The 22,071-nt window shown below is 58.0% G+C and carries 23 protein-coding genes; 14 read left to right on the forward strand and 9 right to left on the reverse strand.

The window, feature by feature from the left end:
• Positions 1 to 46 precede the first annotated feature (46 nt).
• The 4 genes from priA to PPRO_RS12905 all read left to right on the forward strand — a co-directional run bounded on the left by priA (position 47) and on the right by PPRO_RS12905 (position 5,850).
• Positions 47 to 2,275, forward strand: a complete 2,229-nt coding sequence (priA, locus tag PPRO_RS12890; RefSeq protein WP_041532317.1) for a replication restart helicase PriA — start codon at positions 47 to 49, stop codon at positions 2,273 to 2,275.
• Between the two features lie 190 nt (positions 2,276 to 2,465).
• On the forward strand, positions 2,466 to 4,343 hold the full coding sequence (locus PPRO_RS12895) for an ABC transporter ATP-binding protein (RefSeq protein ID WP_011736471.1): 1,878 nt from the start codon (positions 2,466 to 2,468) through the stop codon (positions 4,341 to 4,343).
• Positions 4,340 to 5,239: a protoglobin domain-containing protein gene (locus PPRO_RS12900; protein WP_011736472.1), complete on the forward strand. Its 900-nt coding sequence runs from the start codon at positions 4,340 to 4,342 to the stop codon at positions 5,237 to 5,239. The genes PPRO_RS12895 and PPRO_RS12900 overlap by 4 nt, the downstream gene beginning before the upstream one ends.
• 2 nt (positions 5,240 to 5,241) lie before the next feature.
• Positions 5,242 to 5,850: a YqeG family HAD IIIA-type phosphatase gene (locus PPRO_RS12905; RefSeq protein ID WP_011736473.1), complete on the forward strand. Its 609-nt coding sequence runs from the start codon at positions 5,242 to 5,244 to the stop codon at positions 5,848 to 5,850.
• Positions 5,851 to 5,895: 45 nt separating this feature from the next.
• Here the strand turns inward: PPRO_RS12905 and PPRO_RS12910 are convergent, their stop codons facing one another.
• Complete coding sequence (locus tag PPRO_RS12910; protein ID WP_011736474.1) at positions 5,896 to 7,302, reverse strand: integron integrase; 1,407 nt, start codon at positions 7,300 to 7,302, stop codon at positions 5,896 to 5,898.
• 308 nt (positions 7,303 to 7,610) lie between these two features.
• Between PPRO_RS12910 and PPRO_RS12915 the strand changes: the two genes are divergently transcribed.
• Positions 7,611 to 8,195, forward strand: a complete 585-nt coding sequence (locus tag PPRO_RS12915) for a hypothetical protein (RefSeq protein WP_011736475.1) — start codon at positions 7,611 to 7,613, stop codon at positions 8,193 to 8,195.
• On the opposite strand, the gene PPRO_RS12920 is transcribed toward PPRO_RS12915, so the two are convergent.
• The gene (locus tag PPRO_RS12920) at positions 8,163 to 9,338 is read right to left on the reverse strand and encodes an IS4-like element ISPepr3 family transposase (RefSeq protein ID WP_011735659.1); all 1,176 of its coding nucleotides are present in this window, start codon (positions 9,336 to 9,338) and stop codon (positions 8,163 to 8,165) included. The genes PPRO_RS12915 and PPRO_RS12920 overlap by 33 nt on opposite strands.
• Positions 9,339 to 9,751: 413 nt before the next feature.
• On the opposite strand from PPRO_RS12920, the gene PPRO_RS12925 reads away from it, so the two are divergent.
• Both PPRO_RS12925 and PPRO_RS12930 read left to right on the forward strand, forming a co-directional pair.
• The gene (locus PPRO_RS12925; protein ID WP_011736476.1) at positions 9,752 to 10,201 is read left to right on the forward strand and encodes a hypothetical protein; all 450 of its coding nucleotides are present in this window, start codon (positions 9,752 to 9,754) and stop codon (positions 10,199 to 10,201) included.
• A 76-nt stretch (positions 10,202 to 10,277) separates the two neighbouring features.
• Positions 10,278 to 11,039 (forward strand): MBL fold metallo-hydrolase, encoded by a 762-nt coding sequence (locus PPRO_RS12930; RefSeq protein ID WP_011736477.1) that lies wholly within the window; start codon positions 10,278 to 10,280, stop codon positions 11,037 to 11,039.
• Between the two features lie 32 nt (positions 11,040 to 11,071).
• Here PPRO_RS12930 and PPRO_RS20300 read toward each other — a convergent pair whose 3' ends face one another.
• A complete protein-coding gene (locus tag PPRO_RS20300; RefSeq protein WP_083761256.1) occupies positions 11,072 to 11,497 on the reverse strand; it encodes an addiction module antidote protein in 426 nt (141 codons plus the stop codon).
• A 208-nt stretch (positions 11,498 to 11,705) separates the two neighbouring features.
• On the opposite strand from PPRO_RS20300, the gene PPRO_RS20305 reads away from it, so the two are divergent.
• Together PPRO_RS20305 and PPRO_RS20310 are read left to right on the forward strand one after the other, a co-directional pair.
• Positions 11,706 to 11,996 carry a type II toxin-antitoxin system Phd/YefM family antitoxin gene (locus tag PPRO_RS20305; protein WP_011736479.1) on the forward strand — a complete coding sequence of 97 codons (291 nt, stop codon included), beginning with the start codon at positions 11,706 to 11,708 and terminating at the stop codon, positions 11,994 to 11,996.
• On the forward strand, positions 11,993 to 12,292 hold the full coding sequence (locus tag PPRO_RS20310; protein WP_011736480.1) for a type II toxin-antitoxin system RelE/ParE family toxin: 300 nt from the start codon (positions 11,993 to 11,995) through the stop codon (positions 12,290 to 12,292). The genes PPRO_RS20305 and PPRO_RS20310 overlap by 4 nt, the downstream gene beginning before the upstream one ends.
• Positions 12,293 to 12,606: 314 nt before the next feature.
• Here PPRO_RS20310 and PPRO_RS12935 read toward each other — a convergent pair whose 3' ends face one another.
• Positions 12,607 to 13,113, reverse strand: a complete 507-nt coding sequence (locus PPRO_RS12935; protein ID WP_011736481.1) for a rubrerythrin family protein — start codon at positions 13,111 to 13,113, stop codon at positions 12,607 to 12,609.
• A 272-nt stretch (positions 13,114 to 13,385) separates the two neighbouring features.
• On the opposite strand from PPRO_RS12935, the gene PPRO_RS12940 reads away from it, so the two are divergent.
• Positions 13,386 to 13,646 carry a hypothetical protein gene (locus tag PPRO_RS12940; RefSeq protein WP_198138274.1) on the forward strand — a complete coding sequence of 87 codons (261 nt, stop codon included), beginning with the start codon at positions 13,386 to 13,388 and terminating at the stop codon, positions 13,644 to 13,646.
• Between the two features lie 7 nt (positions 13,647 to 13,653).
• Here PPRO_RS12940 and PPRO_RS12945 read toward each other — a convergent pair whose 3' ends face one another.
• The gene (locus PPRO_RS12945; protein ID WP_041532320.1) at positions 13,654 to 14,988 is read right to left on the reverse strand and encodes an MATE family efflux transporter; all 1,335 of its coding nucleotides are present in this window, start codon (positions 14,986 to 14,988) and stop codon (positions 13,654 to 13,656) included.
• 257 nt (positions 14,989 to 15,245) lie between these two features.
• Between PPRO_RS12945 and PPRO_RS21540 the strand changes: the two genes are divergently transcribed.
• The gene (locus PPRO_RS21540) at positions 15,246 to 16,055 is read left to right on the forward strand and encodes a PEP-CTERM sorting domain-containing protein (RefSeq protein ID WP_083761257.1); all 810 of its coding nucleotides are present in this window, start codon (positions 15,246 to 15,248) and stop codon (positions 16,053 to 16,055) included.
• Between the two features lie 168 nt (positions 16,056 to 16,223).
• Here the strand turns inward: PPRO_RS21540 and PPRO_RS12955 are convergent, their stop codons facing one another.
• The 4 genes from PPRO_RS12955 to rimI all read right to left on the reverse strand — a co-directional run bounded on the left by PPRO_RS12955 (position 16,224) and on the right by rimI (position 19,034).
• Positions 16,224 to 16,697, reverse strand: a complete 474-nt coding sequence (locus tag PPRO_RS12955; RefSeq protein ID WP_011736485.1) for a cupin domain-containing protein — start codon at positions 16,695 to 16,697, stop codon at positions 16,224 to 16,226.
• A gap of 69 nt (positions 16,698 to 16,766) precedes the next feature.
• Complete coding sequence (locus tag PPRO_RS12960) at positions 16,767 to 17,681, reverse strand: dihydroorotate dehydrogenase (RefSeq protein ID WP_011736486.1); 915 nt, start codon at positions 17,679 to 17,681, stop codon at positions 16,767 to 16,769.
• A 4-nt stretch (positions 17,682 to 17,685) separates the two neighbouring features.
• Positions 17,686 to 18,504, reverse strand: coding sequence for a dihydroorotate dehydrogenase electron transfer subunit (locus PPRO_RS12965; protein WP_011736487.1), 819 nt, complete (start codon positions 18,502 to 18,504; stop codon positions 17,686 to 17,688).
• A gap of 68 nt (positions 18,505 to 18,572) precedes the next feature.
• Complete coding sequence (gene rimI, locus PPRO_RS12970; protein WP_011736488.1) at positions 18,573 to 19,034, reverse strand: ribosomal protein S18-alanine N-acetyltransferase; 462 nt, start codon at positions 19,032 to 19,034, stop codon at positions 18,573 to 18,575.
• A gap of 68 nt (positions 19,035 to 19,102) precedes the next feature.
• Between rimI and PPRO_RS12975 the strand changes: the two genes are divergently transcribed.
• From PPRO_RS12975 to PPRO_RS12985, 3 genes are read left to right on the forward strand one after another with little or no spacing between them, the layout of a single operon-like run.
• Entirely contained in the window at positions 19,103 to 19,588 is a 486-nt protein-coding gene (locus PPRO_RS12975) for a MarR family winged helix-turn-helix transcriptional regulator (RefSeq protein ID WP_011736489.1), read from the forward strand.
• Positions 19,569 to 20,843: a TolC family protein gene (locus tag PPRO_RS12980; protein WP_011736490.1), complete on the forward strand. Its 1,275-nt coding sequence runs from the start codon at positions 19,569 to 19,571 to the stop codon at positions 20,841 to 20,843. Before PPRO_RS12975 ends, PPRO_RS12980 begins: the two co-directional genes overlap by 20 nt.
• A 41-nt stretch (positions 20,844 to 20,884) precedes the next feature.
• Positions 20,885 to 22,012 (forward strand): HlyD family secretion protein, encoded by a 1,128-nt coding sequence (locus PPRO_RS12985; RefSeq protein ID WP_011736491.1) that lies wholly within the window; start codon positions 20,885 to 20,887, stop codon positions 22,010 to 22,012.
• Positions 22,013 to 22,071 lie beyond the last annotated feature (59 nt).

The following is a 22,071-nucleotide window of genomic DNA, read 5'->3' on the forward strand; positions in this document are numbered from 1 at the left end:
GCTCCCCCTTTACTTCCCCTCCCCTTCTCTGCTATCACTCATGGCTATGCATCAAACTCCCCCCACCATCGTCGAAGTAGCCATTCCGCTCCCCCTGGACAAGAGCTTCCACTACCTGGTTCCCCCGTCGCTGCTTGAGCAGGCGCAGCCGGGGAAGCGGGTGCTGGTCCCCTTCGGCAGCCGCAAACTCACCGGCTATCTGCTGGCCTTCGCTCAGACGGAAGACTGCACCAGACTGAAAGAGATCATCGATGTCCTGGACAGTGATCCGCTCTGGACCGATGGGGAACTGGAGTTCTTCCGCTGGGTGGCCTGCTACTACCTGTCCCCCCTGGGGGAGGTGATCAAGACGGCGCTCCCCGCCGGCATCAACCCGAGGAGCGCAAAGGGTTCTGACCAGGCCGTGGCGGGAGGGAGCAGGATCAGGCGCGAGGCGCTGTACCTGCCCGCGGATGGCGCCATGCCGGACCGTGCCCTGGGCGCCAAGGCGGCCCAACTGCTGGAGCTGCTCAGTACGGAGGGGGAGTTCACGGCAACGGAGCTGCGCAAACGCTTCGGCTCCTGCTCGCCCCAGCTGAAGCGGCTGATGGAGTTGGGGCTTGTGCGCCGGGAGGAGCGGGAGCTGTTCCGCGACCCCTTCCGGGACGAGACCGTCCAGCCGGACAGGCCGCGCCAGCTCAACCAGCACCAGCAGGCGGCCCTGGACAGCCTGCTGAGCCGTCTGGACAGCCGGGAATTCTCCCCCTTTCTGCTGCACGGCGTCACCGGCAGCGGCAAGACAGAGGTCTACCTGCAGGCCATCAGCCATACCCTGGCGCTGGGGATGAGCGCTCTGACCCTGGTGCCGGAGATTTCCCTGACCCCCCAGCTGGTGCGCCGCTTCCGGGCCCGCTTCGGTGACGGCATAGCCATCCTGCACAGCGGGCTGTCCGACGGCGAGCGCTACGACGAATGGCGCCGCATCCGGCGCGGCCTGGTCCGCATCGTCATCGGCGCCCGTTCGGCCATCTTCGCCCCGCTGGAGCGGATCGGCATCATCGTGGTGGACGAGGAGCACGACTCCTCCTTCAAGCAGAGCGACGGCCTGCGCTACAACGCCCGCGACCTGGCCCTGGTCAGGGGGCGCATGGAGGGGGCGCTGGTGCTGCTGGGATCGGCCACCCCGCTGATCACCTCCCAGTACGCCGTGGAACAGGGGAGGCTGGGACTGCTCACCCTGCCGGAGCGGGTGCGGGGCATCCCCATGCCAACGGTGGAAACCGTGGCCATGCAGGGGGTCAAGGGGACCATCTCCGCCCGCCTGCTCCAGGCACTGGAAGAGACCCTGGCCAGCGGGGAACAGTCCATCATCTTCCTCAACCGCCGCGGCTTCGCCACCTTCCTGGTCTGCAGCGAGTGCGGTCAGCCCCTGACCTGCCCCAACTGCTCCGTCACCCTCACCTTTCACCGCGGCCGCGGCCAGAGTGTCTGCCACTACTGCGACTTTGCCATCCCGGCCCCCGGCATCTGCCCCGGCTGCGGCTGCCCGGAATTGAAGGAACTGGGTGCCGGCACCGAACGGGTGGAGCACGAGCTGCGTGAACTGCTGCCGCACGCCCGCATCCTGCGCATGGACAGCGACACCACCACCGGCAGGGGGAGCCACGACCGGCTGCTGAGACGCATGAACGACGGAAGCGCCGACATCCTGATCGGCACCCAGATGATCACCAAGGGGCATGACTTCCCCAGCGTGACCCTGGTGGGGGTGATCAACGCCGAGGCCAGCCTGCACATGCCCGACTTCAGGAGTTCCGAACGCACCTTCCAGCTGCTCTGCCAGGTATTCGGCCGTGCCGGCCGCGGGGACACACCCGGCCGGGTGATCCTGCAGGCCCTGGACCCGGGGCATTACGCCATCCAGTGCGCCATTGACCACGACAGCGCCGGCTTCTACCGCCAGGAACTGGAGTTCAGGCGCGAGGCGGGCTACCCCCCCTTTTCCTTCCTGGCATCCCTGGCCCTGTCAGGCACCTGCGAGGAGGCGGTGGAGCAGCGCGCCGAGGCTGCCGCCCGTCTGCTGCTGAACATCAAACGGGAGCAGAAGCTGCGCACCGAACTCCTGGGGCCCGCGCCGGCGCCGCTGTACCGCCTGCGCGGCCGTTTCCGGCGCCGCATCCTGATCAAATCCGCCTCCCGCTCCGAACTGCGCCGGCTGATCGTCGCCTGGCGCGACCAGCGGGACTCCTCCAGCGTTCGGGAAGCCATGGATATCGATCCGCTGGACATGAGCTGACCAGCCAAGCGCAACGATGTTCCCCTCTTTCCCCTTGCGCCTGCCGGGCAAGACAGGATACATATCAGGACAATTAGTGTCCGAATTATCGCATTAGGCCATATAGTGCCGCGCGACGGCGTTGCGCTCCTCCGCAAAATCAGCTACAGTCGCGCCTTCCACGGCAGGATCACAAACCCAGGGAGCATGAATGCACCACGGCGGCATGTACGCTGAAGAGATCACCGGCAAGGCCTACGACACCCGCATCCTGATGCGCTTCGGCCAGTATGTGAGGCCCTATTCCCGCACCATCGCCGTCGTGCTGGTGACGCTGCCGCTGGTGGCTGCCTGTCGCCTGGCCCAACCCTGGCTCATCAAGCAGGCCATCGATAACCATATCACCACCGGGCGCCTGGCAGGGCTGGAGGAGATCGCCCTCCTGTTCCTGGCGTTCCTCATGGGGGAGGCGCTGTTCGCCTACCTGCAGGTCTATCTGTTGCAGTCCGTGGGACAACGGGTCATGTCAGACATGCGGGCGGAGCTCTTCCGGCACGTCACGGGGCTGCCGGTCTCCTGGTTCGACCGCACCCCGGTGGGGAGCGCGGTCACCCGCCTGACCAGCGATGTGGAGGTGCTGGGGGAGATGTTCGCCTCGGGGCTGATCACCATCGTGGGAGACATCCTGCTTTTGATCGGCATCGTCTCGATCATGCTCTGGATGGATCCGCGGCTGTCACTGGCGACCTTTTCGGTGCTGCCTCCGCTCCTCTGCCTGACCTGGCTCTTCCGCCGCCGCATGCGCCAGTCCTTCCGCGAGGTGCGCGCCCGCCTGGGCAGGCTGAACGCCTTTCTGGCCGAGAGTATCGGCGGCATGGCCATCATCCAGGCGTTCAACCGGCAAAATGACGAGCAGCGCCGCTTCAACGAGCTGAACGCTTCCTACCGGGACGCCAACATGCCGGTCATCCTGTGGGACGCCTCGCTCTACGCCATCGTGGAGGCGCTCTCCTCCGTTGCCGGCGCCCTGATCATCTGGTACGGCGGCGGCCGAATCCTGGCCGGCGCCCTGACCTTCGGCGTACTGGTTGCCTTTCTCCAGTACATACAGAAGTTTTTCGGCCCCATCCGCGACCTGTCGGCCAAGTACTCGGTCATGCAGGGGGCCATGGCCGCCCTGGAGCGCATCTTCGCCCTGCTGGATACGGAAGATGTCCAGGGTTCGAGATTCGAGGTTCGAGGTTCGAAGGTTGCCCCCCTACCCCCCAACCACGAACCACGAACCGCCCCTCTCGAACCGGCAACCGCGCACCGTGAGCAACGCCCCCCCCTGATCGAACTGCGCCACGTTTGCTTCAGCTACCGTGAGGGGGAAAAGGTGCTGGATGATTTCAGCCTGACCGTGCGGCGCGGGGAGCGGGTGGCCCTGGTGGGGGAGAGCGGCGGCGGCAAGACCACCATCACCCGCCTTTTGACCCGCTTTTACGAGATTCAGCAGGGGGCCATCCTGATCGACGGCAGAGATATCGGCACCCTGGAGGTGGCGGAACTGCGCCGCCGCATCGGCATCGTCCTGCAGGACCCCTGCCTGTTCAGCGGGAGCATCGAATTCAACATCCACCTGGGGGACGAACAAGCCAGGCAGCGGGTACGCCAGGCAGCGGCCGGCGTGGGGGCCGACCGCTTCATCGAGCGTTTGCTTGCCGGCTACGGGGAAGAGGTGCGGGAGCGGGGCAACAACTTTTCCGTGGGCGAAAAACAGCTGATCTCCTTTGCCCGCGCCCTGGCCTTCGACCCGGAGATTCTGGTGCTGGACGAGGCTACGGCAAGCGTTGACTCCGCCGCGGAGCGGATGATCCAGGAGGGAATCAGGGGGCTGATGCGGGGACGTACCTCCCTGATCATCGCCCACCGCCTCTCAACTATCCGGGATGCCGACCGTATCGTTGTCGTCCAGCATGGGCGCACGGTGGAAGAGGGCACCCACCAGCAGCTGATGGAGCGGCGTGGGGTCTACCACCGCCTGCACCAGTTGCAATTCAGCGAGACCACAGCGACACATACCACCAGAGCGGAGCAGACACCATGATAACCATGCAGGAACTACGCGAACACTACCGCTTCACCGACGGGGATGCCGAGCTGCTTCTGTCGCTCCAGTCCCTGGCACAAGAGCATTTGGACAGTTTCTCCCAGGAGTTTTACGACTACCTGTACGGTCTGCCCGACACGGCCGCCATCCTCAACAAATGCAACCGGGTCCACCTGCGCCAGATGCACAACACCTGGTTTTTATCGCTCTTCTCCGGCATCTACGACAACCACTACCTGAGCCACCTGGTACGCATCGGCCACGCCCACGTCAGGGTGGGCCTCAACGTGCATTTCGTCAACGCCGCCATGAACCAGGTGCGCCACTTCCTGCTCAACCTGATCGACGGCAGCTACCACGACCGGGAGCAGCGCCGCCTGCTGCGCGAGGCGGTGGAGAAGATGTTGGACATGAACCTGGACGTGATGGGCAGTTCCTACCGCGAGGAGGAGATGAAAAAGGTCTTCCTCTCCCGCAGGGTGGAATCTTACCTGATCACCGCCACGGAACGCTTTACCTTCGGGCTCAACCTGATACTGGTGCTGGCCCTGGCAGGGCTCTCCATCTCGGTGGTCTGCCTGTTCGTCTGGGATATCGGTCACATCTTCCAGGGCAACATAGAGAAAGGGATCCTGAGCGCCCTGGGTGAGCTGCTGATCCTCTGGATGATGATCGAGCTGATGGACAACGAGATCAAGAATCTGAAGGGGGGCAAGTTCAACATCCTGATCTTCATCGGCGTGATCATCGTGGCCATAATCCGCGAGATACTGATCTCCACCCTGCGTCACGACGACCTGACCACCCAGGGCTTCCTTGCCGGAACCCTGCTGATCCTGGGGATCGTCTACTACCTGGTCTCCCTGGCCCAGAAGAACATGACAAAGGGGTGAACATGGCCACCCTGCCCGCAGCCCATATTCTGGCCGGCTTCACCCACGGCTTCCGCCACCGCCGGGAACTGGCCCGCATCCTGGCTGAGACTCCCGCCAACTGTTCCATCCTGAGGCTCGACCCACACAGACTCAGGGCCGAGGGCATCCGGGTGCTGGCCCTGGATTTCGACGGCGTGCTGGCGCCCCACGGAAGCCCCGTCCCGCTCCCCGTGGCAGTGGAGTGGATGGATCGCTGCGCCGCGCTCTTCGGCGAGGCGAACATCTTCATCCTCTCCAACAAGCCGACGGACGAGCGCCGCCAATGGTTCGGGAACCGCTTCCCCGCCATGCGCTTCATCTCCGGCGTACGCAAGAAGCCGTTCCCCGACGGCCTGGAGAGGGTCGCGGAGATGGCGGTGGTCCCACCTTCAGCCATCCTGATGGTTGACGACCGGCTGCTCACCGGCTGCCTGGGAGCGCTGGTGGCCGGCGCCCGTCCCGCCTACATCCGCGCCCCCTACGTCTCCTTCAGCCAGCGTCCCCTGGCGGAGCTGGTCTTTATGCTGCTACGCTCATCCGAGCGGCTGCTGGTCCGCCTGGGGGGGGTAACCTCCCAATATATCGAATAAAGCCAAGCCTGCCCCACATCTCCACGGCCCTACCGATTCTCCCAATCAGAAATCCAGCGGGCTCTTCGGCTCTTTCACCGTCCTGACCGGCACGCAGTGGGTGTAGATCATGGTGGTTTTCAGGCTGGAATGTCCCAACAGGGTTTGAATCACGCGGATATCGTAACCGGCCTGCAGCAGGTGAGTGGCAAATGAGTGACGGAAAGTGTGTGATGTTACCCTCTTGGGGATTTTAGCCCTGCGCACCGCCGGATAGAGCGCCTCCTGAAGCTCCGATTCATGCAAATGCCAGCGCCGACGCTGGCCGGTTTCCGCAACCAGGGTCAGATTCTTCTGAGGGAAAAACCACTGGTGGACGAACTCCTTGGGCGCCTTGGGGTATTTCTTCTCCACAGCGTCATCCAGAAACACTCCATCGTACCCGGCGCTCAGGTCCCGGTCATGCAGTTCGCCAACCACCTTGATCTGCGCTCGCAATTCCGGCACGAGCGACTCCGGCAACGGCACGGTGCGATCCTTCTTCCCCTTGCCGTGGATGGTAAGAATGCCGGCGTCAAAATTGAAATCCCGCACCCTCAGTTGAAGACACTCGAACTGCCGCAATCCGCAGCCGAACAGCAGCTTCACCACCAGATTAAACGGATAGGAGAGCTGGGCAAGGATGGCGTCGATCTCGGGCCGGGAAAGAACGACCGGGATATACAAAGACTTTTTTGCCCGTGGCACGTCGCGCAGCTCACCGAATTCCCGTTTCAAGCCGTGGCGATAGAGAAACAATAGGGCATTGAATGCCTGATTCTGGGTTGATGCCGCAACTTTGCATTGTACCGCCAGGTACGTCATATATTCCTTCACATCAGCGGTCGCAAGTTCCTGTGGTGACTTATCCTTCAGGAAGCGCTGGAACTGCCGGGACCAGTTGGCATAGGTTTTCAACGTCTTGCGGGAATAATGGCGCACCTTGATTTCTGCCGCCATCGTGGCCAGCAGTGCATCCCATTCCGGTGATTTTGATTTTTCCTGATATCCAGCCTCGGTATACTGAGATGGACTTCTCCTGACGATGAGGCGTTCTGTTTCATCGGGAACAGATTGAGACTCAGCCGGGGCCGACATTTCATATTCTTTCAATTCCGCTACTGTTCCGGCACCCGCCTCAAGAGAGTAACGTTCCCGAACTTTCGTGTATTCTTCCTCTTGCTTCATCTCAAAATAGAGCGAGACGGCATGGGCAGCCCGCTGTCGCTGATTGTCAGACTGTTTCTTCTCCCGCAGTTTTTCGCAGAACAGCCGAACACGTTCTGACTTGGATTCAGGAACCGGATACTTATCGCAGAAATCAAGATAATACCGCAGCCACTTTTTGTACTCCGCATGAATGGCAGCGTCGATTCCCCGCGTATTGAGATGCGCAACATAGCCGGTAAACATGGCATTCGGAATAAGTAGCATGCCAATCTCCTTTGACATTGTTTTTACTTCAGACTATATTGCCCACTAATTAACTCGTGCCTATATTGTGTTGCATATCAAGATCACCAACTGAGCCAGGAAGAACCGAAAATTATTTCCGGGAGGTTGGCCATAAAACTTTACAACATGCCACATATCATGTTGGCCAGTTTGATTTTATATATATTTTAGTAACTTGAGTAAATAATGTTTTATGTTTTACGCAGTGGCATCCAGATCTGGTGGAATGTTGACTAGGTCTGATCAATAAGGCGTTGGCAGTATAGAACCTACAAAAAAGGATTTTTATGATGGACATTCTCGGGGCTATTGGAGGAATTGCAGGAGTCGTCTCAACAATTCTGTTCGTCATATTCCGTAACAGCGCTCAGAAGTACGTTGATGAAAAAGCAAAAAATTTGGCAACAATTGAAGATACTGCCAGGATTACAACAGAAGTAGAGAAGGTGAAGACGGGGTACTTGCTTCGATCCCATGCGTGGAAGCAGATTTTCGAAAAAGAATACGCCCTTTTAAAGGAAGTATGGAATTCAACATGGGAATTTCAGGCAACAGCACGGTCCCTTCGGCCAATAATGGATCATTTGCCCGAAGACACAGACAAACAACGAGAGGTATTTATTGAACGGCATAAAGTCTTTGCTGATAGCGTTAAGAATTTTCGGGATGTAGTGATAAAAAACAAGCCATTTATCCCGCCTCGTGTTTATGAGATATGCCTTGCCCTTCGCGAGATTGTTGTTGAGTTACAGGTCGATTTTGAAATTAGCTTCAATGATGATCAGCGCGCGGACTGGAGGAAAATTCACGAATGCGGAAAAAAACTCAGTAATTTCCGGTTAGGTCTTTGCATGTCGTCGTTTTTTCTTTAAAAGTTTGTTTTTGTGGGATTTTTGCTGTGTTCGCATCCGTTTTTGCTCTAGTTCTTCTGCTGCCTCATTGGCGATTTGGTTGCGTAATTCCCGTACCCGAGTGATGCTGACTGGTTCGTTGTGCTGCTCCCGGCAGTAAATAGCAAGAAGCAGATAGGTTATAAGGCCGCCAAGAAGCTGGACCATCAGCCCGTACTTGCTCCTGGCGATCAGGTGGTACACCTTGAGATGGCGTTTCCACCAGCCAAAGAAGGTCTCGATGTTCCAGCGGAGCTTATAGACTTCGGCGACTTGTTCAGCGGTCAGGTCGTACCTGTTGGTAGCGATCCAGTAATCTTTACCGTCAACACGGTAACCAACAAGGCGCAGTTCTTTCTCAGTCTGGTTTACGCCTTTGGTGCCGAGCATTACGATCCGGTCATAGAAGATAATACTGTCAGGATTGACGGCATTCTCTCTGATGACTATCTTGATCGTATTCTCCCTGATACGACAGACAAAGAACTTCTCGGCGGCCTGCCACTTGTCAAAGTGGTCATGGGACTGATACCCGCGATCCATAACGCCGGTTTCGCCTTTGTCGATGATCTTGTCAACAAAGGGGCGCTCACCCTCTTTACCGTCGCTGAGGTATATCTTCCTGGGAATGCCCCGGTTGATATCGAAGCCGACATGAGCCTTGGCCTTCTTTGAGCCGCTTCGGTAATCAGCCCATTCCATGGACAGCACAGCATCAATCAAAGAGCCATCTATGGATACCAGGTTGCCAAGGTGAGCGTATTCGGCCGGAAGCACTTTGCCTGCTTGCTTGACCAGATGTCCGAATACCTCACTTAGCTGCTCAAGGCCACGGTTATTGATCGCCTCGAAGAAGGCGCTCTTTTTGATCCCCTTGGGGGGAGCAACGCACTCCTTGGCAAAGTCATTCTGTTCCAGAGCCTGCAGCAGTTCGCTCCCGGAAGAAAACTCTTCAAGGTGATAGAAAATCAGGGCCTTTAGCTGATCATCAAAGGTCATTTGCAACGGGCGGTACCCCCTGGATTCAAGTTGTTTATCGGACTTGAATCTCTCAAAAACCGGGGTAAGAAGCAATTTGAAAGCACGTGCTTTTCGTCGTTGTTTCAGTCGCTTGAAAGGTCGCATGTCGTAACTCGTGTAATATTAAGTAGTTACGATGGTGGCCCGCCAATTTTTTACTAAAAGTCAAGCAAAAAAAATGTGGCATCACGCTGATTTTGTTACTTTTTTACATTCTCAAAGAACCATGCAAAGACCTAACCGGACGACGCTGAAAAAAACTGGATGAAAAACTCGAAGAACTTAATGATGAGATTCGTGGCTATATTCACGGCAAAATATATTCAGCAAACCAAGCCATAGACACAGAAACATAATGGGTTCTCCCATCGGATAAAATGATAATGAGGACGAAACATGAGGGGGCAGCCCTTGAAAGTGGAAAACTAACAGCGTAGTTCCCAACCCACTCGGCGGCAGCTGGTCAGCGCGGAGGACCGCGCTGCCGCTGCGCCTCAGCCCCGTTAGCTGAAAGAATTATGACAAAAACAAACACAACGAAATCTGCATTGTTTTTCAGAGTAATGGTCTTCGTGGCGATTCACGTAGCGACCTTTGCGGCAATACTCAAAATCGAATGGCTGCAAAGCTTTCAAATGGCGGTTCTGGTCATTCCAGCAGCGAGTTACTTTACGATATTTTTCATTGAAGCAAAATCAAGAATAAACAAAGGATTGCCATATGATGAAGTGTGGAGAGGATGTTTCTGGTTTTCGTTCTGGGCCGGAGCATCTTTAACACTTCCATTCATCATATTCAGAGTGGGGCCTGATGGCCCCATAAAACTTGAGGACCTCAGCGTCAATTATTTGCTAGCATATCCAATAAGTTGTGCAGTGTTTGGTGGGCTTACGGGACTTATAGGCACTGTTCTGATAAATCAGTTTTATGGCGCGCTTGGCGGCAATAACGATAAATGCAACAGCTAACCAGGCGGCGGCACACAGACGCTGACGCGCTGGTGCGCCCCCACACCGTTGAAAAATTTATTGAAGAAAGACCCATATGAATGATTGGTTTACAATAGATCAGGTTGACAAGGAAACTTATATCATCAGCGAATACCGCCACTGGGAGGAAACGCATTGTTATCTCCTGAATGGTTCTGAGTACAGTCTGCTGATTGATACAGGTCTTGGAATCTGTAATATCTATAATGAGGTCATCAATCTGACTGACAAGCAGATTGCTGCCGTAGCCACTCACATTCACTGGGATCATATTGGCGACCATAAATACTTTCCAGACTTTTACGCTCATGAAGAGGAACTAAATTGGCTCAGTGGAGAATTTCCTTTGACGATGGAGCAGATTAAAGAAATGGTCGTTGACCGCTGTGACCTACCGGAAGGTTATGATGTAAACAACTATGAGTTCTTTCAGGGTACGCCAACAAAGGTGCTGAAGGACAATGATGTGATTGACATGGGAAACCGCTGTATTCAGGTTCTGCATACGCCGGGCCATTCGCCAGGGCATATGTGCTTCTGGGAAAAGGAGCGCGGTTATCTTTTTACCGGAGACTTGGTTTATAAAGACACACTATTTGCCTACTTTCCGTCCACCGATCCAAAAGCGTACCTCACCTCTCTAGAACGTATATCGACTCTGCCGGTAAAGCGTGTGTTACCAGCACATCACAGCTTGAAGATTCAACCTGAGATTTTGATTCGAATGCGTGACGCTTTTCGGCAGTTGCAAAATGAGGGCAAATTGCATCATGGCAACGGAACATTTAACTACGGAGATTGGAGTGTTTGGCTATAATCGAGCTGTGGATTCAATACACAAATTTCAATTTAAAAATGTGGAGAAGCTGAGGAAAAGGAAAACAGTTGTAAAAATACTTGCCATAGAGGGTTGCACCGCCAAAGAGTCCCAGAGGGGTCAGCCCTTGACACGAGACAAAAATTAAAGGGCGAGGGTCCAACCAGGCAGAAACAGAGTATGGTAATGGTCCGTCCCATACCATGAAGAACATTAAAGAGGCTGGTTAGTTCTGGATTACCACGTTTGGAAAGCATCTGGTAAAGACTCTCACGTTTTACATGTGATCTTTCGGCAATTGCCGTCATGCCGCCATTAGCCTGCGCCACTTCCCGCAAGGCTAGCAGCATCGCTGATTTGTCACCCTCCTCCAAAACCGCATTCAGATATGCAGCGGCATTTTCTGGGGATTTCAGCCATTCATGAAGGTCGGATTCGTAGTCGGTCATATGTTTCATTTTCGTTGCTCCTGATGGTTTTTCCAAAACCGTTGAGCGTTTTCTATATCGCGCTGCTGAGTCCGTTTATCTCCACCGCACAAAAGAAGACCGGGCTGGCGGGTCAACTGCCGACCCGGTGGGCGAAGCATGAAATCGAGCGATTGCATTAGTCGTTTTGTTGGTCTATATTTTGACCATAAAGAGATTTGTATCAAGGAGGAAAACATTGAGAACTATTTCAATCAGTAATGACATTATTCCAATTGCAGAATTTAAAACCAATATTTCCAAGTGGTTCAAAATACTTCAGACATCCAGACATCCGCTTATCATTACCCAAAACAGCAAACCAGCTGGTGTACTGTTGTCCGCTTCGGATTACGATGAATTGGTATACCGGAAATCATTTCTAGATTCTGTTGAGAGGGGGATTTCGGACGTTGAAAACGGCCGCACCCAAACGACTGGCGAACTACGAAAGACGCTGCAAGCCCGAAGAAGTGCGGGCAATCCATGAACATAACCTGGTCACAGGAAGCTGGTGAAAATCTAGCAGATACAGAGGAGTTCATTGCACGCGATAGTCCGGAGCGCGCTGCCCGGTTTGTAGATGCCATTATTGACCACGCTGAAGCAATTCTGGCTGACAATCCGAGAAGCGGGAGGACTGTGCCAGAAATAGGTAATCCTGACATACGAGAGCTTATTTACCGAGGATATCGCGTTGTTTACCGATTGAATGGTGATCGAATCGACATACTTACCGTTTTTGAAGGGCATCGGCTATTGCGACTGAATGAGTCAGGCGATTAGGAAATGACAAAAGACAACTCAAAAGAAAGAGAGGCTATTTTTCAATAAGCGACCGACGCCTCCTTCGGGGACGATTTTTCATAAAGAAACTTCATTTAATCAATTCATGTGATTTCAACAGGTTATATTGAAGTTACTCAGAAGCAAGTTAGCCATATAGAATCACCACATACAAAACCAGACATCTACGGCCTCGCTCAATAACCACATACGGAGGGGGAGACAGCTCAAGCTGTCTCCCCCTCCTGTAGCACGCTGCCGACCCGATCCACCGATCCTCATCATACCGAATCCGGCCCGGCACCTACCACCACCTACACGATCTTGACGAACACCGATCCCTTGGCGCCGCACACTTCGCACTTCTCGGGCGCCTGGCGCTCAACCGTGTGGCCGCACACCGGGCAGACATAGTAATCGAATTCCTCGCCAGCCGCACCCAGGGTGTCCAGCGCCTTCTGGTACAGACCGGCATGCACCTGCTCCACCGTATTGGCAAAACTGAAGGTACGCTTGGCCGCATCTGACCCTTCCTGTTCCGCCTCGGCGATCATCTGGGGGTACATCTCCTTGAACTCGTGGGTTTCGCCGGCAATGGCCTCTTCCAGGTTCTTGCGGGTATCGGCGATGCCACCGGCCACGCGCAGATGGGTGTGTGCATGCACGGTCTCCGCCTCGGCAGCGGCCCGGAACAGCTTGGCCACCTGCGTAAAGCCTTCCTGATCGGCCTGCTTCGCGAAGGCGAGGTATTTTCTGTTTGCCTGGGATTCGCCAGCAAAGGCTTCCATAAGGTTCTTCTGTGATTTAGGTCCATTAGCCATGGTGTTTCCTCCTTGCGGGTAATGTAATGCCAGTCTATATAGCACAAAAACTATCCTTTTTGTTGCGTTAAATTCACCATCTCCCTGAAAAACCGGGATTCCTTCCTGTTTTCGAAACCATGGCCAAACATACGGAGAGGGGACAGCAGTCCGGCCAGGCTCAAAAGCTGTTAGGTGCGGCGGGCGGCACATGCTATAGTCCGGCCGGGATGTACGTCTGACAGATTCGAGAAAGGGAATATGGGGAGGATTCAATGGCAGGAGCCGCGTTGTTGCTCACGGCTGCACTCATGGTGGGCGTGTGGTGGTACTTCAAGCTCAAGGGAAGGCTTCTGGCCAGGGCCTATAGCTATCTGGTACTGCAGAAACGCCCCGGATCGACGATGGAAAGCTCCAACTGGATGGCCCTCTCCATCGACATGTACGCGGCCAACCAGGTGAGGCAGGCCACCAAAGAGCATGTTGACGTGGTGTTCAACGGCAGTCGACAGGCACTGATAGCGGAGGCCAGAGCGCAGGGCTTTCGCGGCTGAGCAGCCGTCAGGCTGACCTCCTCCTGGACAGCATCCTGCCTGACCACCAGATCCCGGTCATCCCGGCCAGCATGTCGGTGGCCAGCCTGCCGAAGAAGATCCCCCTGAGCTGGAACAGGTAACTGCCGGCCAAGGAAAGGGGGATCAGCAGAACCAGCACCCGAATCACGTTGAGCAGGGATGCCTGCAGGGGGTAATGGGCGCCGGTGACGATAAATCCGGCATAGCGATGCACCTCCAGCATGCCGTAGCCCATGCAGGTAATGTAGATGTAGGAGCAGAGCACATCCACAACCGCTTGTTCCGTGGAGAAGAGTCCGGCCATGGCCGGCGCGAAAAGGATGAACACAAGGCCGATGAAGACGCCGTACAGGACGGCGAAGGTCATGGTCCCGTGCCGCGCCGTCCTGATCCGGTCGATCCTGCCCGCCCCGAAGTTCTGGGCCACAAAGGGAATCAGCGACATGCCCACGGTCATGGGGATCATGAAGGCGAACATCTCTATCCGCGAAGCCACCCCCATGGCCGCCACCGCGCTATTGCCGTAACCGGCCGCGAGCCGGGTGATCACCGCGGACGATATGGGGGTCAGTATCATGCCCAGGGCGCCAGGCACGCCGAAGGCGAGAATCCTGCTCCAGGAACTGAACAGCGCCCCCGGCGCCAGATGCGACGGATCGACAAGCCCCATCCTGCTGGCCAGGATGTACAGTGCCGCCGCCAGGGCCAGCAACTGGGAGATGATCGTCGCCAGGGCGGCGCCCGCGATCCCCATGTTAGGCATGCCGAACTTTCCGAATATCAGCCCCATGTCCAGGAACACGTTCACCAGCGTGCTGCCCACCATCAGGCAACTGACTGCCCGGGTGTTGCCGGTGCTGATGATGATGTCCGCGGCGACGATCTGCAACGTCATGACCGCGGCCCCCAGGTACCACAGGTTCATGTAGCGCACGGTCATCTCCAGCACCTGGCCGGAAGCCCCCAACCGGGAAAAGAGGGGGGAGACGGTGACAAGCCCCAGGCCGCAGACCAGAGCGCCGAACAGTGCGGCGAGGATCAGGGCATGGGTGGTGAGGGTGGCGGCTTTTGCGCGGTCCTTAGCGCCGATGGCGTGAGCCACCAGCGTCAAGGCGCCGCCGCTTAAGCCCCGGGTCACGAACATGAGCAGCATGACCACCGGAAAGGTGAAGGATATGGCCGCCAGCGCCTCGGTACCCAGCTTGGCCACAAACCAGGCATTGGTAAGGTTGTACATGTTCATGGCAAACGTCCCGGCAAGCATGGGGATGGCCATCTTGATGATTGTTGTGAATACGCCCTCACTGACCAGTTTTGACACGCCTGTTCTCCTCACCGCCCATAGGCGGAGGTTGTCCCCCTGCCCACGGTAAAACAGGGAGTCGGGCATCGCACCCAACTCCCTGTTTTACGTTTAAATGGACACAAAACATTTACCCAACCACAGAAATCCTTGTCCTCCACCGGTTTTGAAGTCCGCGAAAACCAGGATTTGTCGCATTCTGTGCAGCAAACTTATCAACGAGGCAGGAGGAAGTCCATATCAATTCCCCAGCATTCCACAGCCAGCCAAACAACATGTCGAAATTGTTTACACTGCTTACAACAATCATTTCAACCATCAGCAAGATTTCTGACAAAACGGCATGTTACGCAATTGGCATATTATTTGCTAAAAAAGGCCTTGAGTTCAAAAATGTTAACAAGGAGTTTGGCATGAAAAAAAGTATCGTTGCAGGTTTGTTGTCCGGATTACTTGCTATAAGTTTTGCAGGCACTGCATCTGCCGACACCATAATCAACAACTCAACCAGCGGCTATTACAACTCTTCCATTGGACAAATCTTGGATGGCACAAGTTCATATTTTCCCGCAGCAAATAGTGGAGCCGGAGACCCAATATACAATAACATGTCACCTGCACCTAACCTTTCAAGTGCCAATGCAATTTTAGGGAACTGGCTTAGCGCATCTCCAAGCTTCAACGCATACTGGTCATTAGCTTCGATACCATCCACATGGGCTATTAACGCAGAAACAGCCATTGTTTATACCATTAATGCCGGTTCTACAGGACTCACCAATGTACTTGCGCAGTTTGGAGTTGACAATGGTATATACGTCTGGCTTGACGGAGAGTATTTAAACGGTTGGATGGCCCCCGGTGGTGCAGGAACGTCTGAATACTCCCTGAACATCGGCTCATTGTCGGCAGGCACACATTATATGCAGATTCTGAGGGAAGACCATGGAGGTGCAACCGGCTACAACATCAATGTCTCTGGTGACGCTGCTCCGGTTCCCGAACCAGGCACAATGGTGCTTCTTGGTGCTGGCCTGCTTGGTCTGGCTGCCTTCGGCAAACGCCGCATGAACAAAGAAGCATAAGTCACACAACAAAAGAACAATACAAGAAGGGCGTTGCTTAAGCAACGCCCTTCTTGTTGTCGAATATCTTTACACTCAAAACAATAACATCAAAAGCAGTAATCCTAAGAAAACCATGAACACAATCAAATACACCTAGCCTCCGGTCATCACATCAAAGCATTTGCATCATGGAGTCGTCCGGAGCAACTCCGGAGGCGTGACCGGTCCCGGCGTCCTGGTGACATTGGGGCGCCCCTTTTCACCGGTGTAGAAGACCGCCAGACGCACATCATCGCTGCCGACGTTCCTGCCGTTGTGGGGCACATCCTGCACCTCCACGATGTAATCTCCCTGCCTGAAGGTCAGCGCCGTATTGTCGGCCAGTTCCACCACCAGCGTACCCGACAGCACATAGGCGTACACCGGCACATTGTGCAGATGCCAGCCGGTCCCGGCGCCGGGAGGGATCACCACGGTCATGGCGGTCACCTCCGGCCGGTCACTGCGCAGGTAGCGGTGTGGCTGGCCGTTGCCGGCCGTGCTGGTCACCAGGCTCTTTTCCACCCTGACCGCCCCCACATAGTCGCCGGCATGGCCGAGGGCAGCCATGAGGCAGAAAGAGACGACGAGCGGCATGATTCGCAGAGTTCGTGGTGTCATGGTCATAGCTCCTGTTTTGAATGAACATGTATCCGGCAGCTAGATTTATCCGGAGGGAGAATCATCGGATCAACACTCCAGCGCGCCGACCAGGTCGCTGACCCGGGCCACACCGTGCTCCTCCAGCCAGCGTTCCATCCCTTGAGCGATCTCCTGGCTAGCTGAGGGGGTGATGAAGCTGGCCGTGCCCACCTGCACGGCGCTGGCCCCGGCCAGAATGAACTCCAGGGCGTCCGTGGCGCTCGTGATCCCGCCGATGCCGATGAGCGGCACCTGAACCGCCCGGCTCACCTGCCAGACCATGCGCAGCGCCACCGGCTTGATGGCCGGCCCGGACAGGCCGCCGGTGATGTTGGCCAGCACCGGCTTGCGGCTCTTCAGGTCGATGGCCATGCCGGTCAGGGTATTGATCAGCGACAGGGCATCGGCGCCTGCATCGGCGCAGGCCTGGGCCATGACCACCACATCGGTCACATTGGGGGAGAGCTTGACGATCAGCGGTTTTTTGGTGGCCCTGCGGCAGGCCGCGACCACCTGGCCGGCACAGGCCGGGTCGGTGCCGAAGACGATCCCCCCCTGCTTCACGTTGGGGCAGGAGATGTTGACCTCCAGTCCGGCCACCTGGGGGATTTCGTCCAGCCGGCCGGCCAGTTCGGCGTACTCCTCGGGCGTGCTGCCGAAGAAGTTGACGATGGCGGGCGTGTTCACCCTGGCCAGGAAGGGGACCTTTTCGGCTATGAAGGCCTCGATGCCCACGTTCTGCAGGCCGATGGCGTTGAGCATGCCGCCCGGCGTCTCCACGATGCGCGGGGTGGGATTGCCCGGGCGCGGCTTCAGCGAAAGCCCCTTGGTGACGAAGGCGCCGATCTTCTCCAGATCCACATAATCGGCGAATTCCCGGCCATAGCCGAAGGTGCCGGAGGCGGTCATCACCGGATTGCGCAATTCAAGCCCGGCCAGGTTGACGGTCATATCTGGCTTCATGGTCTCACTCCTCCCATCCCAGCTCATGGGCCGGAAAGACCGGTCCCTCCTTGCAGACGCAGCGGTAATCGGGGGTCTCGGCCGTATGCCCGTGGCCGGGGGTAACGCACCCCAGGCAGGCGCCCACACCGCAGGCCATGTACCCTTCCAGGGAGACCTGGCAGGGTATAGCGTGGTAGGCGGCGATGGCAGCCACGGCCTTAAGCATGGGATGCGGTCCGCAGGCGAAGAGCTCCGCCCCACCTTCCAGCTGCTCCAGACGGCTGACCAAAGCCTCGGTCACCAGCCCGCACTCACCCAGGGAGCCGTCCTCGGTGGCCACGTAGCACTCCACCCCCAGTCGCTCGAATTCCGTGATACAGAGGATGTCGTCCCTGGTCCTGCCGCCGGCGAACAGGCGCACCGGCGACTGCTGGACCAGGTGGCGGGCCAGCAGGTAGAGCGGAGCCAGACCGACCCCACCCCCCACCAGCAGCTTCTCCGCGCCCGGTGTTCCCAGGTCGAACCCCGTTCCCAGGGGGCCGAGAACATCCAGCCGGTCGGTGGCGTGCAGGGTGGAGAGGAGCGCGGTCCCCTTGCCCACCACCCGGTAGAGCATCTCGAAGCAGGGCTGGCTGACGGCGCCGTCGTGGAGCGGGGTGTGGGTAGAGAGGTCGAAGATGCCGAAGGGGCGCCGCAGCAGCGGATCGATGCCGCCACCCACCCGCACCATGACGAACTGCCCCGCCCGTGCAGCAGCGAATTCGGGGGGCGCGGTCAGGCGCATGCGGTGGTAGCCGGGCGAGACCTCGGCATTGGAGAGAACCATGGAGGTGAACTGCATGAACGTAACTCCTTGAAAATGATGAAATGGGGGGCCGGGCGCAAAAACGGGCAGAGATCGGGAAAATGTCAGACCAGCTCCTTCTCCATCAGCAGGGCATCCTCTTTCCCCTCGTAATACCCCTTCCTGACGGCGTAGCGCAGGAAACCGAAACGCTCGTACAGCCCGATGGCAGCCAGGTTAGATGCACGAACCTCCAGGACCAGACGTTCGGCCCCCCTCTGGCGGGAAAGCGCGATGGCCTGCTCCAGGAGCAGGGAAGCCACCCCCCTCCCCCGCGCTTCCGGCGCAACGGCGATATCCATGATCTGCGCCTCCTCGAACAGCGACATGGGGCAGACATAGCCGACAAGGGCGCCTTCGCAGAGGGCTACAAAGGGGAAGGAGAGGTGGGAGTGGATCTCCTGCAGGAAATGCTCGCGCTTCCAGGGAACGGGAAAGGAGGCCTGTTCGATGGCCATGACGGCGTCCAGGTCGGAACGTTCCATGGAGCGTATGGTTAGGGGAGCCGCTTCTGCCATGGCAGGCATGATATGCAAAAGAGCCGTTAAAGTAAACGCTTTTTGCCTGACGGAGACATTGACAGCATACTGATTATATGCATAATCACAAAAATTCCGCTGACGAGGACGCCCTCACCATGTACGACATCGAACACAGCATCGGGTTCCTCCTCTCCAAGGCCTACCAGCGCGCCTGGGCCATCCTGCGGGAGGAGATCGAACCGTACGACCTGACCCCGCCCCAGTTCTGCCTGCTGGCCTTCCTCTGGCAGCAAGACGGCCTGACCCAGGCCGAACTGGCCGAAAAGGGGCAGATCGACCGTTCCACCATCGGCGGCATGGTGGACCGCCTGGTTAAGCTCTCCCTGGTGGAGCGCAGACCGCACCCCCAGGACCGCCGCGCCCACATGATCCACCTGACCGGACAAGGGAAAGAGCTGGAACAGCCGTTGTCCGACTGCGCCCAACGCGCCCGGGCCAGGATCACCAGCTGCCTGAACGGGCAGGAAGCCAATGAGCTGACACGGATGCTGGAGCTGATGCGCGCCGACCGGAGGTTCTATGAAGTTCCAACCTGTTAGCCTGGCCCTCGTCATCCTGTTAATCTTGGCGTCCCATGCCCGGGGGGCTGCGCTTTCCCTGTCGGACTGCCTCGAAAAAGCGGAAAAGCACAACCCCGAACTGCGAACGCTGGCCTGGGAACCGATCATGGCGGAACAGAACGTAGCCCAGGCCGTATCGGCACGCTATCCCCGCCTGGACGGCCGGGTCGGCTATACCATGCAAAAGGATCCCCAGGCCGCGATCATCATGGGACGCGTGGCCGAATTGCAGGATTCCGACTATGCCCACGGCGGACTGGAGGCGCTCTACACCATCTACGACTTCGGCAAACGGGAGGCGCGCATCAGCCAGGCCCGCGCCACTGCCGACGCCATACGCAGCAGGTACGATGCCCGGCGCACGGACGTTTCCCTACAGGTTATCGAGGTCTACTTCGGCATCCTTGAGGGGATGCAGCTGGTAGAGGCGGCACGGGACGAGATCACCCAGGTGGAGCAGCACCGCCGCATGGCCCAGGCCCTGTTCGACGAGGGGGTGGTCACCCGCAACGACATCCTGCAGGCCGATGTGCGCCTGGCATCGGCCCGCCAGACCCTGCTCTCCCGGAACAACAGCCTGGACAACACCTGGCTGCGGCTGAACTACCTGACCGGCAGCGCCCCCTCATTCCGAGGCGAGTTGAGCAGCGAGGCAGGTATTGGCGACAGGACCGACGCTCCCACCGGAGACAGCGCTGCCCTGACCAAGCGCCCCGAGATTCTTGCCCTGCGCAAGGGGGTGGATGCCAGCCAGGCCGAACTCAAGGAGAGCAGGAGCGCCTATCTCCCCGAACTGTACACCCGCCTGGCCCTGGAATACGTGGATAACAGCAAGTACCGCGAACAGACCATCATGTCTGCCGGCGTGGGACTCAAGGTAAACCTGTTCGACGGTTTCGCCACAACCGCGGCCAGGGACAGGGCGGCGCGGAACCTCTCCCGGAGCCAGGACCTGCTGCGCCAGGGCGAGACGCAGGTGCAACTGGAGATATCCACGGCCCGCAACGACCTGCGGGTTGCGGGTGAGCGGATCACCGTGACCGAGACCGCCATTCGCCAGAGCCAGGAGAACCTGCGCATCAACCACGAGCGCTATAAAGAGCGGGTCGGCACGGCCACCGAGGTGCTGGACGCACAGACCCTGCTGACCCAGACCAGAACCGACTATTTCCGGGCCCTTTTCGACCGTCAGGTGGCGGCCGCCCGCCTGAGGCGCGCCCTGGGAGAACTGTAGCCAAGAACAGTATTGTACTGTCCGATGGAGGGACATGAATCATGACGGAAGAGACGCACACGCCGGGCCAGAGCCAGGCGGAGCCGGAAGCGGCCAGGGCGGAACCATTGCCCGACACACCCAACGGAAACGGGGGCAAGAAGCGCCGCGCCCTGATCATACTGCTGATGGCCGGCCTGGTCTGCCTTGTGCTCGGCCTCGCCTGGTGGATCCACGGCAAGAGCCACATCGAGACCGACAACGCCTTCATCGAGGCCAAGACCGTGTCCATCTCCTGCAAGGTAGCCGGCACGGTCAAGCGGGTGCTGGTGGAGGACAACCAGTATGTCGGGAAGGGCGATGCGCTGGTGGAACTGGACCAGGAGGACTACCGGGTGCAGGTGGCCCAGGCCGAGGCAGGGGTGAGTGTGGCCGAGAACGAGACCGGCGGCGAGCAGTTGCGGGCCGAGGGGGCACGGGCCACGGTGGAGCTTGCCAGGGCCCGCGCCGAGCAGGCCGATCTGGACCTGCGGCGTGGCGAGGCGCTCTTTCGGCGTGAGGTGATCCCCCGGGAGCAGTTGGACCGGCTCGGAACCGCCCAGCGGGTGGCGCAGTCCCAGCTCAGGGAGGCCCGGGAGGGGTTCAAACAGGCACAGGCCGTGGCAGGCCTGGCAGGTCCGGGAGGCAACAGGGCCAGGGTGCGGCAGCGCCAGGCGCTGCTGAACGAGGCGCGGCTCAGGCTCTCCTATACCCGGGTGCTGGCCCCCACCAACGGCTACATCACCCGCAAGGCGGTGGAACCGGGAGCCAACATCCAGGCCGGCCAGCCGCTGATGGCCCTGGTGCCGCTGCAGGACGCCTGGATCATCGCCAACTACAAGGAAGGGCAGCTCACCCATATCAGGCCCGGCCAGAAGGTGGAGTTTACCGTGGACGCCTATCCCGACAGGAGCTTCACCGGCAGGGTGAACAGCATCATGGCCGGCACTGGTGCGGCGTTCTCCCTGCTGCCGCCGGAGAACGCCACCGGCAACTACGTCAAGGTGGTGCAGCGCATACCGGTCAAGATTTCCATCGACAACAACAGCGACCCGGAACACCTGCTGCGGGTGGGGATGAGCGTTGTCCCCACCGTGCTGGTGGAGCGCTCCACCGGCGAGATACTGAGGGATCTGGTCCCGTTCCTGTAGGGGCGGCCCCGTGTGGCCGCCCCCCTGCAACATGGATTGCGGCACGACATCCCTTATGC

Source organism: Pelobacter propionicus DSM 2379, assembly GCF_000015045.1.
GTDB classification, from domain to species: Bacteria; Desulfobacterota; Desulfuromonadia; order Geobacterales; family Pseudopelobacteraceae; genus Pseudopelobacter; species Pseudopelobacter propionicus.